The following is a 13,425-nucleotide window of genomic DNA, read 5'->3' as shown; positions in this document are numbered from 1 at the left end:
TCACTCGATAATCAAGACAGTGACGACGGGAATTGCGATCGCCTTTTACTTTGCCAATCAAAATTACTCAATTCGCCTCTAAAAGCAGCTTTCTCAAAAACTCTGTTTTCTCTAAACTAAGACGATAGATTTCCGGTTGTGGTTTACCAACAAGGTGTCCTTGGATATAGTTCACACCTATTTCTTTTAATCTGTGCAAACTAATCGGAATAGTCTCATCCACACCTTCAACAATTACATTGGATGGATTCAAATTATTTGCTCCTACAAGTTCGTGAACAAAGCGAATAATAATTTCACATGGTTGATGATGCAAAATCTCTCGGTCAATTTTCACATGACATGGATTTAATCCCGCTAAACGAGAAACTGAAGCATAGCCAACTCCAAAATCATCAATGGCAAATCTAATCTGAAATTTGCGTACATATTCTAACAGTTTAGTTTTGAAAGTTTTTAAAGGATACTTGAGACGAATACCATCTTTATAATGTGGTACTTCGGCTTTTTCAGAAATTTCTAATATAAGATTTCTCGGTGAAATAACTTTATCTTTGAGAATTTGGCGTACTGTTTCAAAGTAAGCTGTCTGCATCAAAGATTCTGGATAAACATTAACTGATAATGGGACAATTTCATGGGAACGATTTTGTTTTGCTTTTTGTCTAGCCTCCAAATAAGTTGTCGTGCCAACTATCAGAAAATATCGGTCAAGTTCAACAATGAAATCATGTCGCCATAATTCTGCTGCTTCAAATAAATCAGAAGGAGCGGTTAAGGTATCTGGATTTCTTGCTAAAGCTTCCCAACCACTAATAAATAAGTCTTCTGGATCTAAATGCAGTAATGGTTCAAAAAATACAATCATTCTTTGAAGACGTTCACAGAATAATTGAAATCTTTTCCGATGTAGAGATGCAGAAACGAAACCAAAATCTCTCTTTAAATTATCAAGAATTATAGCTTCAATTAATGCAGGCTGAACTGGTGTTTTTTGGCAAGCTTGATAAAAACTTGATAAAATTTTGCCGAATGCATCTTCTAAAAAATATGAATCATGTTTTAAACCGCAAATAACCATAACTTCAGCTTTTTGTGGTGATTGCAGTGGTATTATCACAAGAGCTTTAACAATACCGTTTTTAGTTTCATAGATTTTATAACTTCCATGATGACCGAGATTAAATACTGATTTTTCCGAAATAATCGGGAAAATTATTGATTTGAAAGTTTCAATATCAGTATCTGGTTCTATATCTTCAGTTAAATTGCTTTGTGATTTAACAACCCAGTTATTTTGACCGCGATCGCGTAAAACTAAAACCAAATCTGCTGACGAGGAATATTGAATTATTTCTAAGATGCGATTTGGTACATCATTAGTTGAAGTATTATTTACAAAGTCTGTCAGCCGTGTTATTAAACTATTTATAAAAAATTCATAAGGTTCTAGAAAGTTATGCAGATAAGAAGCTTGGGAATGTAGAATTACGTCGGACATGCTTTTTTACAATATTATAGGCATTACATCAATTATTGTCATTTTTACATGAGTCATGCTAGTTATAATTTTAACTATTTAATAGATTTAAAAATCAGTAATAATACATAGAATAAAGCCGAACTTTTTAATGTTCGGCTCACTTGAAACGCGATAATAGTGATAATTTGGCGCTTTCATACATATTTAAAGCGATCGCACAGGATAAACTTAGTTACATCCTGTGCCATCGCTTTTTGTTTTGCCATTAAAATTGAAAACGGAGAGACAGGGATTCGAACCCTGGTTAAGTTGCCCTAAACAGCATTTCCAGTGCTGCGCCTTCAACCACTCGGCCATCTCTCCAGATGCCACAATTAATAATCCTACTATAGAATCCCAAAAAATGCAAATATATTTTTAAAATGGGATTTGAAGAGGGGGCAGGGGAATAAGGGGGACAAATGCCCAATGCCCATTGCCCAATGCCCAATTACCGAAATCAAGATGTCTGATATATACACAATTAAAATTCGCGATCGCTCTTCTGGTAAAGAATACACCCTGGAAGTGCCAGAAGACCGCTACATATTGCACAGCGGCGAAAAACAAGGGGTAGAACTGCCCTTTTCTTGCCGAAATGGGGCTTGTACTACTTGTGCTGTCCGAGTGCTGTCAGGAGAAATTTATCAACCGGAGGCAATGGGACTTTCAGCAGAATTGCAGCGTCAAGGCTATGCGCTGTTGTGTGTCAGTTACGCACGTTCTGATTTGTACGTGGAGACACAAGACGAAGATGAAGTTTATAAACTTCAGTTTGGACGCTATTTTGCTAAAGGTAAAGTTAAAGCGGGTTTACCAATAGAAGAAGATTAATGAGTTGATGGTTGATAGTTGATAGTTGTGAGTTGATAGTTGTTATTTGTGAGTTGATGGTTGATAGTTGTTAATTATTTTATGAACTACTATCCAGTGTCAACTACCAACTATTCACTATCCACTACCAACTAACCAATGATTAAAATCATAATTTTAGCTTGCCTGTTACTTTTAGTCGGCTGTCAACCTAAAACCCCGCTAATTGACAATCAGCCGTTGGTGAAAGTGGCGCGGGTGGTCAGTGGGCAAACCTTAGAGGTGCTAGGCTTGGCAGAACAACCTAATTTGATTTCTCAGGTGCGGTTGGTTGGTATAGAGGCACCAGATTTGCGGCAGCGTCCGTGGGGAGATACGGCAAAAGATGCCTTAGAGACGATGATTGGTGGTGCAGAACAATATGTCAAACTGGAGTTTGACATCCAAGCCAAAGACAAAATTGGGCGGACTTTGGGTTATGTGTGGAAAGATAAAGTATTGTTAAATGAACAGTTAGTCAAACAAGGGAATGTGCTGTTTGTTGCGCGATCGCCTAATCATAAATACGACCAACTTTTAGATCGCGCTCAACAATGGGCTAGACTCACCGAACAAGGCATTTGGAACCCTGAAAAACCCATGCGTCTGACTCCCGGTGAGTTTCGCCGTCAAAATCGTTAAGGGAAACTGTAAACTACTAACCATCTACCTTATGACTAATTTACAAATCTTCCTAGATATTGCTACAGAAGCAGCATTAGCTGCCGGTGCGGTTTTGCAAGGTTACTTAGGTAAGTTAGAAGACGCAATTATCGAAAAAGGACGCCCAGGTGATTTAGTCACCGCTGCTGATAAAGCAGCGGAAGTGGTGATTTTGGATATTTTGCGTCGCCATTTTCCAGAACACTCTATTTTGGCGGAAGAATCAGGTAAGTTAGGAAATCAAGATAATGAATTTCTTTGGGCGATCGACCCCCTGGATGGTACAACTAACTACGCTCATCAATATCCGTTTTTTGCCGTTTCTATTGGGCTGTTAATTAATGGTGTACCGCAAATTGGTGTGATTTATGACCCATCCCACAATGAATTATTCCGTGGAGCCACGGGTTTAGGAGCAACGCGCAACCGTCGTCCGATCCAAGTTTCCGAAACCGCTGAATTAAGTAAAAGTTTGTTAGTTACGGGATTTGCTTACGATCGCCGCGAAACATCTGACAATAATTATGCCGAATTTTGTCACCTCACCCACCTAACCCAAGGAGTTAGACGCAGTGGTTCCGCAGCTTTAGATTTGGCTCATGTCGCCTGCGGACGTTTGGATGGCTATTGGGAAAGAGGTCTTTCACCTTGGGATATTACCGCTGGTATTATTTTACTACAAGAAGCCGGCGGTAAAGTCACAGCTTACGATCGCACTCCTTTAAAAATTGAGTCTGGTAGAATTCTTGCCACTAACGGTCACATTCACGACAGCCTAAGTCAAGAATTAGAGCAAGTTCCCCCTTTGTCAGCGTGGGGATGAGGAGTGGGGAGACAAGGGAGACAAGCGAGACAAGGGGGACAAGTGAGGAGAGTAGCAATAACCGATTCCCCATGCCCAATGCCCCATGCCCAATGCCCAATGCCCAATGCCCAATGCCCAATGCCCGATGCCCGATGCCCAATGATGTTAAATTTATAGCCATTTCTCAGAAGCAAAGTACACTAGTAAAAACTAATGGACTGCTTGGTGGAAAGCTTCTCTATATATGTCTTGGAAAATAGATCGTGGACTGTTTAAATACGATTTCATAGATTATCACGCAATTTTGTGCGTTTCCGTGGATGCGGATGTCAAAGATATCCGCAAACGTTATTTGAAAATCGCTCGTCGTCTGCACCCTGATAGTAATGCTAGCGCTAGCCCTACCGAGAAACAACTAGCTACTGAGTTGTTGTCAAAGTGGGTTAATCCTGCTTACGAAAAACTGTCAGCCGATCGCACGCGTGCAGAATATATAGTAGTTTTGTCGCAAATGGGCAAACGCTTGGTACAAGAATCGTCTTCGGTGGAACTAAACACCGATTTGGCTAGGCAGTTAGCTAGTGTACCAAATGTGGATCAGGTATACAAAAATGCGATCGCTAAAATTGCCGAAACTGAATATGACTCTTTAGAAAAAGTACTACAAATCGTTGCTCATGTCAGTGAGTTGAATTTAGTTTACTTAATGCGGACTGCGGGTAAATCATTTGCGGCTGCCTCACAGCAAGCGCCTGTAACCCAAATCAATACAGGTGTACCTACCCCAAATAAAGCCACAAATACATCTCCTCCTGCCCCAGCAGCGCCACCAAAAGAAGATTCTGTTGCGATTCAATATTTGCGTCGCGCCCAAGAATTGCTCGGAAAAAATCAATTGGCACAAGCTAGGGTAGAATTGCAAGATGCCATAAAACTAGAGCCTAATAATAGTCGCTGTCATAGCTTGATTGGAGTGGTGTATTTGAAGCAAAATCAAAGCACAATGGCAAAGGTTCACTTTGACCGCGCTCTGCAACTAGACCCCAATGACGAAACGGCATTGAAGGGTAAACGCGTACTAGAACAGGCTTTGGGACAAAAACCAGGTGGTTCTAAAGTGACTTCATCCTCAGCTAATGGGGGTAAGCAATCAGATAAATCTGGCAATGGTGGTTTATTTGGCGGTTTGTTTGGTGGGAAGAAAAAATAATGGTGTATCAACCAGCAGCGGGTGCAAGGGATTTATTACCTTTAGATGTAGCTCAAAAACGCTGGATTGAAGATCGGTTACAACAAGTGTTTCACCGTTGGGGATATCACAGGATTATCACCTCAACTTTAGAACGCATGGATACTCTAATGGCGGGAGAAGCAATCGATCGCCGAGGAGTGATTCAACTGCAAAATTCCGAAGATGAAGAATTGGGCTTGCGTCCAGAACTCACAGCCTCAATTGCGCGTACCGCTGTGACACGCATGGCTGGTGTTAGTTATCCGCAACGGCTGTATTATAATGCCAATGTGTTCCGGCGCACGAATGAAAGTCGGCACAATCGCCAGCAAGAATTTTATCAAGCTGGGGTAGAGTTACTTGGTGGTGGGGGATTGTTGGGAAATGCAGAAGTGCTACTGTTGGTGGCTGATTGTCTGCAAGCACTTTCAATTTCACATTGGCATTTAATTTTAGGGGAAGCGGGAATCACGCGATCGCTTTTATCGGCTTTTCCCCCAAATCTCCAAGCTACAGTCAGAAGTGCGATCGCTAATTTAGATCGTATTGCTCTCGACAGTTTACCCTTGAGCGATGAACTCAAACAACGTGCCAGAATCATCTTAGATTTGCGCGGAAATCCAGCAGATGTTTTGGAAAAAGTCAGCAATTTAGGATTAGATGCCGAACAGCAAGCGGCGGTAAACGATCTCAAATCTCTGGTAGAATTACTAGAATCCAAAGGGGATTTCCCGTTAATTCTTGACCTCAGCCTAATCCAAACCATCGATTATTACACCGGCATTGTGTTTGAAGTTGTCACTGATACCGAGACGCAAGCGCGGGTTTTAGGACGAGGTGGTCGCTACGACCAGCTTTTAGGACTATATCATCCCCAAAAAGAAAACATTCCTGGTATTGGCTTTGCACTGAATATTGAAGATTTATACCAAATCTTGTTGTTGAATAAGTATTTACCGCAAACGACACCAGCCAGCAACTGTTTAGTAGTACCAGAGACAGCAAATGCTTACGCTGCGGCGTTTGCTTACGCGCAAAAACTCCGCTCTGCTATAGAATTAGTGCGGGTAGAAATCGACTTGGGGGAACGTGATCCACAAGCAATTCGAGAATATGTACGCGATCGCCAAATTGCTCAAATTGTCTGGATTCAAGCTGATGGATCACCGAAAATTGAATTAACTTAGTGACATTCCTACACCATATCTCTACTCAGATTGGTGTAGGCATATCTGTTGCCCGATAAGCTGTCGCTCGTAGTTAGTTAAGAGTACCAAAATGAGAGTTTTATTAACAGGGTTTGAGCCGAATAAAGTTTAATATTACACTACCCACAATTGAGTAAAACGTTCAACCGTCCATCCAACAATATCTGATACTTGACCATCACCAATTTCTACAATCCGCTTAGTTCCATCTTTACGCTCTATTACATCCACAGAGAAAAACTGACTTCTAATCCGCTTGGCACACTCAGAAACAATCTCTGGAATTTCTTCATCTGGTAAAGCGGCAAAAGGTTTACCATATACAACAAAGTAACGCCTCTCGGTTTCAGACACAAAATCTTCAATCCGCCGAACACAAATACCTCCCTCAATACTACCGCGAAACTTTTGCATTTGGGCAACCACTGTTTCGATTTCCGAAGGTTTATCAATCATCGAACCAACTGAGGTTTTGAGACACTTAACATAATCTTTGATAAAAAATCCATTCCAGCCAAGTCGATTCAACTCACTTTGTAAATCATCATCGACGGAATAAAATTTAGTCTCTGGAGTTAAATCAGTAATTAGAGGATACCAGTTTATCAAATAGTGTGTGGCTAGATACTCAGCCTTAGAAGTTAAAACACTTGCCCCTGTACTCTCTACAACACTAACTAATAATTCATAATCTCCCGGCGAGAGCATCCAACCCCGATAGACCACTTTTGAATCAGGAGTAGGGACTGGGATAATTTTTGATAAATCAGATCCCAGCGACTCCAAAGAAATAACGGAAGTTGCAAACCCAGCATTTTGCATAGAAGCAACTTGCTCCAAGTATGCTGCATCAGCTTTATTAGGATTGAAGTAATCACTAGGAAAAAGAAATCTCACAGTATTTGGATTGAATATACAGCTAATCTAAGTAGTAATTATAATTATAGTTACAGGGGTTTAGCATTGCGCTTTACCTCATACCAGTTTTTTTCAACGCAAAGGTACGCAGAAGTTAGCGCAAAGGTACGCAGAGGTTTTCTAAAGATAAAATGTGTGATACGCTCTTGTCGCTCACGGGTATGAAATATTGTTGCTAGGCTATAAATAGCTGATTAAATACAGCTATAAGCGATCCAAAGAGGGGAATTATGCCGCATACAATTATTACTAATGTCTGTGAAGGTGTCGCAGATTGCGTACATGCTTGTCCCGTAGCTTGCATTCATCCAGGACCAGGCAAAAACACCAAGGGAACTGATTGGTATTGGATTGACTTTGCTATCTGCATTGATTGTGGTATATGTCTTCAAGTATGCCCGGTAGAAGGAGCGATCCTTCCCGAAGAAAGACCGGATTTACAGAAAACGCCATAATAGTTATTAGTCCAGAGTCCATAGTCAATAGTCAATAGTTATTTTTATTTGACTAATGACTCTTGACTAATGCCCAATGCCCAATGCCCAATGCCCAATGACCAATGCCCAATGCCCAATGCCCAATGCCCAATGACCAATGCCCAATGCCCAATGCCCAATGACTAATGACTATTTGCTAGAAGTTAAGGATGTCCGCGCTGGATATATTAAAGACGTGGATATCCTGCAAGGTGTAAATTTTCAGGTGGAAGCTGGAGAATTAGTTACAGTGATTGGTCCCAACGGTGCCGGTAAATCCACTTTGGCGAAAACGATTTTTGGACTTTTGACACCTCATACAGGTACAATTACCTTCAAAGGTGAAAATATCGCCGGATTGAAGTCTAATCAAATTGTGCAGCGGGGAATGTGCTATGTACCGCAAATTGCCAACGTTTTCCCCTCCCTCAGCGTGGAAGAAAATCTAGAAATGGGGGCTTTTGTCCGCAACGTTGCTTTAAAGCCATTGAAAGATAAAATATTTAACATGTTTCCCAGATTAAGCGATCGCCGTCGTCAACGTGCCGGCACCCTTTCTGGAGGGGAACGTCAAATGTTAGCAATGGGCAAAGCTTTGATGTTAGAACCGAGTTTGCTGCTATTAGATGAACCTTCAGCGGCATTATCTCCTATTTTGGTAACGCAAGTTTTTGACCAGATTAAACAAATTAATCAAAGTGGTACAGCGATCGTACTAGTAGAGCAAAACGCTCGTAAAGCCCTGGAAATGGCTCATCGCGGTTGTGTGCTAGAATCTGGACGCGATGCGATTACAGGCATCGGTCAAGATTTGTTGAACGATCCTAAAGTCGGTGAATTGTATCTTGGTGCCGGGAAAAGGCATTAGTAGATGGGAAAGGGGGAAAGGGGAAAGGGGAAAAAATATCATGAGTGATTGAAATAACTCTTTATTTCCATACCTTTACCCTTTAACCTTTTCCCCTCTTCAAATTCCCAATGCCCATTGCCCAAAAATTAAATGACTCTTAAACCGTGTAAGAGGGTACTCTCACATCCCTCTTAACTTTGATATGTTCCTGGCAATGACCAAGCTTTTGTCAGGTAGATTAATGAGTCGAATTAATGGATTTGTCGGGCGTCGTCATGTCTTGAAGCTGGCAAGTATGGTAGGCTTTGGTATGGCTACGAGTTTTAGCCTACTTTGGGATACACAGCAAGCTGTTAATGGACAAACTGTAGTTGCTGATGCTCATCCAGTCAATCCTAATCCAGTAACTCCTGATGTAGCTTTAAGGCGATTGTTAGATGGAAATAAACGATTTGTACAGCAAAAACGTAATTATCCAGACCAAAATTTGGAACGTTTGCGATCGCTCATCTTAAAACAGCATCCCTTTGCATCTGTATTGGGCTGTGCAGATTCTAGAGTACCACCAGAAATTATCTTCGATCAAGGACTTGGAAATTTATTCGTGGTGCGAGTCGCTGGTAATGTCGTCAATGATTTAGTTACAGGAAGCCTAGAATATTCTACAACAGTATTGGGTTCTCAACTAATCCTGATTTTAGGTCATAGAAGATGCGGTGCAGTTGCGGAAGCAATCAAAAACAAGCCATTTCCGGGGAAAATTGGCTTTGTTGTTGAGAATATTAAACCAGCCGTGGAAAGGGTAAAATTAACAACCGGCGACATCGAAGAAGATGCGATTCTTGCCAATATCCAATATCAGGTTGAAGAATTGGCGAAAAAGTCAAAGATTTTAGCTAAATTAGTAAGCGTTGGCAAACTCAAAATAGTTGGCGCTTGTTACGATATTGAGACTGGCAAGGTAACTGTTGTTACATGATTTTGTCAGATTAATTTATTCATAGAATTGTTGACTGTTAATTTTCGCTGTTAACAGTCAATTATCTTATTTTATATTATTGGCAATAATTTTAGCGATGTCTGACGACAAGCCGCTTTGCGTCTACGCGAACCATAGACAAACACCACAGTCAGCCTAGATATACTTCTATAGCTAAAAACTTCAATTGTTATACCTAATTTTGGTATAGTCAGTGGAAATAACAAAAGTATTTTTCTTACTCAGTTGCAGTAATACTTTGAGTTTTCCTGACTCATAGCATCTTTGCATACCTAAGAGACATAGGGGTGTACGCGTTGCAGATGAGGATAGGAGTTTATTTCTATACCAACTTGGTATCAATTTTGTGTATCAAATTAAGGTGATTTCATGAGCCGAATTAATGGATTTGTTGGACGTCGTAATTTATTAAAGTTAGTAGGTGTCGGAGGTGCAGGTATTGCTGCTACTGCTGCTAGCGGTGTACTTTGGAGTGAAGACAAAGCTGTTGCTCAACAACAATCTACTCCTGTACAAAAACCTCAACCAGTTAGTCCTGATGCAGCTATAAAAAGATTAGTGGAAGGAAATAAACGGTTTATTGATGGAAAGCGTCTCAACCCCAACCAATCAAAGTTGCGTTTGCAAGAAACTGCCGTGGCTCAGTATCCGTTTGCAGCTATACTAGGTTGTGCTGATTCCAGAGTGCCTGGGGAAATTGTTTTTGATCAGGGACTAGGAGATTTATTTGTCGTCCGACTTGCTGGTAATATAGTTGCTCAAGAGGCTATAGGTAGTCTAGAATTTGCTACAGCTGTATTGGGTGCCCAAACTATCATGGTTTTAGGTCACACTAAATGCGGTGCAGTATCAGCTGCTATCAAAGGCGATCCTCTCCCAGGTAGAATTGGCATTTTTGTTGAAGAAATTAAGCCAGCGGTAGAAAGAGTAAGAAAAAAAACTGGCAATATAGAAGAAAATGCTGTTATCGCCAATGTCCAATATCAAGTGGGAAGATTAGCAGAAAGCTCAACGATTTTAGCAAGTTTAATCAAAGAAGGCAAACTGAAAATTGTTGGTGGTTATTACGACCTCGCTACGGGAAAAGTAAATATGATAAGTTGAACTTTTGATCAAGAATAATTAACCGCAGATGAACGCAGATGGACGCAGATGGGAGTTGAATGAGATTACCGAAAGGATTATCGGTTGTGCGTTTACGGTGGGTAATAATTTGGGTTGTGGTTTTTTAGAGAAAGTTTATGAGAATGCTTTGGGTTATGAATTGCGCGAGGCGGGATTTTTGGCAGAACAACAGTATGGAATCGAAGTAAAATACAAAGGTATTGTAGTTGGGCAATTCTTCGCCGATATACTAGTTGAAGAACGTGTTTTAGTGGAACTTAAGGCTGTTAGAGCTTTAGACGAAATGCATTTCGCTCAATGTCTGAATTACCTAAAAGCCACAGGTTTAACTGTCTGCCTATTAATCAACTTTGGTAATCCCAAAGTCGAATTTAAACGCATCGTCCGCAATCTTTAACCACCATCCTCTTCATCTGCGTTCATCCGCGTTCATCTGCGGTTAATAATCCCCATGCTTCTCAAACTCAGCCAACAACACTTGCAAATAATCCGCACCCATGCCGCAAGCACTTATCCAGAAGAGTGCTGCGGTATAATTTTGGGTTATCTGGCTAATGAGAGCAAAAGTTTGGTAGAAGTAATACCAACAGAGAATGCTTGGAGTGAAGAGGATAGTAAAAAACGGCGATATGCGATCGCACCCGAAATCATGTTAAAAGTACAAAAACAAGCACGCGATCGCTCTTTGAGTATCATTGGTATATACCACTCCCATCCCGATTATCCAGCGATACCTTCAGAAAGCGATCGCACCCAAGCTTGGCAAGAATATTCATACATCATAGTTTCTGTCCCCAACGGCAAAGCTTTAGAACTCAAAAGTTGGCATCTTGACGACAATCACCAGTTTCAAGAAGAAGCAATTGAAATTGTATAAAAAAATTAACAATTTCGAGACGCGATTAATCGCGTTTTGTACAGACGCGATTAATTGCGTCTCTACCCACGGTGTCACATTTTTCGGTAGGATTAATATTCCGCGCTTCCACATCAAACTGCTATGCTTAATCCCAATCTGGATGAAGTCCAGTTAACGAAAGACGATTACGAACGCTATTCCCGACACCTAATTTTGCCAGAAGTCGGATTAGAGGGACAAAAACGTTTAAAATCCGCTAGTGTACTGTGTATCGGTACAGGTGGACTCGGTTCGCCGTTGCTATTGTATCTCGCAGCAGCCGGTATCGGACGCATCGGTATTGTTGACTTTGATATTGTCGATACCTCCAACTTGCAACGCCAAGTAATTCACGGTACATCTTGGGTAGGTAAACCGAAGATAGAATCGGCAAAAAACCGCATTCACGAAATTAACCCTCATTGTCAGGTTGATTTGTATGAAACGCGCTTGAGTTCTGAAAACGCTCTTGATATAATTAAGCCTTACGATATCGTCGTGGATGGTACTGATAACTTCCCGACACGATATTTAGTAAACGACGCTTGCGTATTAGCAAACAAGCCTAACGTTTACGGTTCAATTTTCCGCTTTGAAGGTCAAGCTACGGTATTCAACTACGAAGGTGGACCAAATTATCGTGACTTGTACCCAGAACCACCACCACCAGGAATGGTTCCCTCTTGTGCTGAAGGTGGTGTACTGGGAATTTTACCAGGAATTATTGGTTTAATTCAAGCAACGGAAACTGTTAAAATTATTTTGGGGAAGGGTGAAACATTAAGCGGACGCTTAATGTTGTATGATGCCCTTAACATGAAATTCCGGGAGTTAAAACTGCGTCCAAATCCAGTACGCCCAGTAATTGAAAAGTTGATAGACTACGAACAATTCTGCGGTATCCCCCAAGCAAAAGCAGAGGAAGCAAAACAGCAGATGGAAATTCCAGAAATGACGGTGCAGGAATTAAAGCAGTTGTTAGATAGCGGTGCCGATGATTTCGTCCTGCTGGATGTCCGCAACCCCCATGAGTATGAAATTGCCAAAATAGAAGGCAGTGTTTTAGTACCATTACCGGATATTGAAAACGGTGAAGGTGTGACAAAAGTTAAAGAATTACTCAATGGACATCGCTTAATAGCTCATTGTAAAATGGGCGGGCGATCGGCGAAAGCTTTGGGCATTCTCAAAGAAGCCGGTATTGAAGGTACAAACGTCAAAGGTGGTATTACTGCTTGGAGTAAAGAAGTAGATCCATCAGTTCCAACGTATTAATTTTTAAAGGCAGAGGGACGCCGAGGTATTTATCTTTCTCTGCGAACCTCTGCGATTACTTTGCGTTTCAATTCTTACTTCTGGGCAAACCACTGCCGAATCAACTCTACCTGAAAGCCGTATCCCTCACCAACTTCCTCAATTAACTCTCTTTGCAACAGCAAATTTAAACTACTTTCTACAACATCAGGAAACCGTTGTAATAAAGCTTTGCGGGTAACTATTACCCCTTCCCCAAGTGCTGCGATAAAGCGTAAAATAGCAAGTCCGGCTGCATCTACTTGATTATTTTGAATATCTGCAAAGAAAAAACCGCCACTACTGAAAGCTGCTGGTATCCCCGCTTCCACATCCGCTAAATTTGCCAGCGGGCGCACAGAAGGACTTTGCTCATTTTTGAGGGCGACAATTTCTGCACACAGCAATTGTACCAGGAAAGGGTGACAGCGGGTAAGTTGCAATACTCGCTCAACTGCATCAGGTTCATAACGTAGGGTAAAATCTTTGACAGGATGCTCTATAAGTTGACGCGCTTCGTCTTCTTTGAGGTACGAGATATGCACAACTTGCACGTTGATGAAATAACTAGGGTTTGCTGAAAA

Annotated in this window: 16 protein-coding genes and 1 tRNA gene; 13 read left to right on the top strand and 4 right to left on the bottom strand. The window is 41.2% G+C overall.

Features of this window, described 5'->3' with window-relative positions:
* Positions 1–67: 67 nt before the first annotated feature.
* Together TOL9009_RS41245 and TOL9009_RS0132395 are read right to left on the bottom strand one after the other, a co-directional pair.
* Positions 68–1,501: an EAL domain-containing protein gene (locus TOL9009_RS41245; RefSeq protein WP_084763428.1), complete on the bottom strand. Its 1,434-nt coding sequence runs from the start codon at positions 1,499–1,501 to the stop codon at positions 68–70.
* Between the two features lie 260 nt (positions 1,502–1,761).
* A tRNA-Ser gene (locus TOL9009_RS0132395) sits at positions 1,762–1,846 on the bottom strand.
* Between the two features lie 141 nt (positions 1,847–1,987).
* Here TOL9009_RS0132395 and TOL9009_RS0132390 point away from each other — a divergent pair.
* The 6 genes from TOL9009_RS0132390 (at position 1,988) to TOL9009_RS0132365 (ending at position 6,260) form a co-directional block, all read left to right on the top strand.
* A complete protein-coding gene (locus tag TOL9009_RS0132390) occupies positions 1,988–2,356 on the top strand; it encodes a 2Fe-2S iron-sulfur cluster-binding protein (RefSeq protein WP_029637534.1) in 369 nt (122 codons plus the stop codon).
* Between the two features lie 138 nt (positions 2,357–2,494).
* Positions 2,495–3,016, top strand: coding sequence for a thermonuclease family protein (locus tag TOL9009_RS0132385; protein WP_029637533.1), 522 nt, complete (start codon positions 2,495–2,497; stop codon positions 3,014–3,016).
* Between the two features lie 31 nt (positions 3,017–3,047).
* Positions 3,048–3,860: an inositol monophosphatase family protein gene (locus TOL9009_RS0132380; RefSeq protein ID WP_029637532.1), complete on the top strand. Its 813-nt coding sequence runs from the start codon at positions 3,048–3,050 to the stop codon at positions 3,858–3,860.
* 92 nt (positions 3,861–3,952) lie between these two features.
* On the top strand, positions 3,953–4,102 hold the full coding sequence (locus TOL9009_RS48595; RefSeq protein ID WP_221928675.1) for a hypothetical protein: 150 nt from the start codon (positions 3,953–3,955) through the stop codon (positions 4,100–4,102).
* The gene (locus tag TOL9009_RS0132370) at positions 4,087–5,052 is read left to right on the top strand and encodes a J domain-containing protein (RefSeq protein ID WP_029637531.1); all 966 of its coding nucleotides are present in this window, start codon (positions 4,087–4,089) and stop codon (positions 5,050–5,052) included. Before TOL9009_RS48595 ends, TOL9009_RS0132370 begins: the two co-directional genes overlap by 16 nt.
* The gene (locus TOL9009_RS0132365) at positions 5,052–6,260 is read left to right on the top strand and encodes an ATP phosphoribosyltransferase regulatory subunit (protein ID WP_029637530.1); all 1,209 of its coding nucleotides are present in this window, start codon (positions 5,052–5,054) and stop codon (positions 6,258–6,260) included. The genes TOL9009_RS0132370 and TOL9009_RS0132365 overlap by 1 nt, the downstream gene beginning before the upstream one ends.
* 135 nt (positions 6,261–6,395) lie before the next feature.
* Here TOL9009_RS0132365 and TOL9009_RS49830 read toward each other — a convergent pair whose 3' ends face one another.
* Entirely contained in the window at positions 6,396–7,178 is a 783-nt protein-coding gene (locus TOL9009_RS49830; protein ID WP_029637529.1) for an ATP-grasp domain-containing protein, read from the bottom strand.
* Between the two features lie 251 nt (positions 7,179–7,429).
* Here TOL9009_RS49830 and TOL9009_RS44055 point away from each other — a divergent pair, with 251 nt between their 5' ends.
* From TOL9009_RS44055 to moeB, 7 genes are all read left to right on the top strand, one after another.
* Positions 7,430–7,654 carry an indolepyruvate ferredoxin oxidoreductase subunit alpha gene (locus TOL9009_RS44055; protein WP_072022205.1) on the top strand — a complete coding sequence of 75 codons (225 nt, stop codon included), beginning with the start codon at positions 7,430–7,432 and terminating at the stop codon, positions 7,652–7,654.
* 160 nt (positions 7,655–7,814) lie between these two features.
* On the top strand, positions 7,815–8,543 hold the full coding sequence (locus tag TOL9009_RS0132355) for an ABC transporter ATP-binding protein (RefSeq protein ID WP_029637528.1): 729 nt from the start codon (positions 7,815–7,817) through the stop codon (positions 8,541–8,543).
* A 223-nt stretch (positions 8,544–8,766) separates the two neighbouring features.
* Positions 8,767–9,504 (top strand): carbonic anhydrase, encoded by a 738-nt coding sequence (locus tag TOL9009_RS0132350; RefSeq protein ID WP_029637527.1) that lies wholly within the window; start codon positions 8,767–8,769, stop codon positions 9,502–9,504.
* A gap of 390 nt (positions 9,505–9,894) precedes the next feature.
* The gene (locus tag TOL9009_RS0132345) at positions 9,895–10,629 is read left to right on the top strand and encodes a carbonic anhydrase (protein WP_029637526.1); all 735 of its coding nucleotides are present in this window, start codon (positions 9,895–9,897) and stop codon (positions 10,627–10,629) included.
* 28 nt (positions 10,630–10,657) lie between these two features.
* On the top strand, positions 10,658–11,047 hold the full coding sequence (locus tag TOL9009_RS0132340) for a GxxExxY protein (RefSeq protein WP_029637525.1): 390 nt from the start codon (positions 10,658–10,660) through the stop codon (positions 11,045–11,047).
* 54 nt (positions 11,048–11,101) lie between these two features.
* On the top strand, positions 11,102–11,527 hold the full coding sequence (locus TOL9009_RS0132335; RefSeq protein WP_029637524.1) for a Mov34/MPN/PAD-1 family protein: 426 nt from the start codon (positions 11,102–11,104) through the stop codon (positions 11,525–11,527).
* Between the two features lie 123 nt (positions 11,528–11,650).
* On the top strand, positions 11,651–12,823 hold the full coding sequence (gene moeB, locus TOL9009_RS0132330) for a molybdopterin-synthase adenylyltransferase MoeB (protein ID WP_029637523.1): 1,173 nt from the start codon (positions 11,651–11,653) through the stop codon (positions 12,821–12,823).
* 74 nt (positions 12,824–12,897) lie between these two features.
* On the opposite strand, the gene TOL9009_RS0132325 is transcribed toward moeB, so the two are convergent.
* A complete protein-coding gene (locus TOL9009_RS0132325; RefSeq protein ID WP_029637522.1) occupies positions 12,898–13,395 on the bottom strand; it encodes a hypothetical protein in 498 nt (165 codons plus the stop codon).
* Between the last annotated feature and the right edge of the window lie 30 nt (positions 13,396–13,425).

It is taken from the genome of [Scytonema hofmanni] UTEX 2349 (assembly GCF_000582685.1).
Classification (GTDB): domain Bacteria; phylum Cyanobacteriota; class Cyanobacteriia; order Cyanobacteriales; family Nostocaceae; genus Hassallia; species Hassallia hofmanni.
This window is presented reverse-complemented; position numbering and strand designations above follow the sequence as displayed.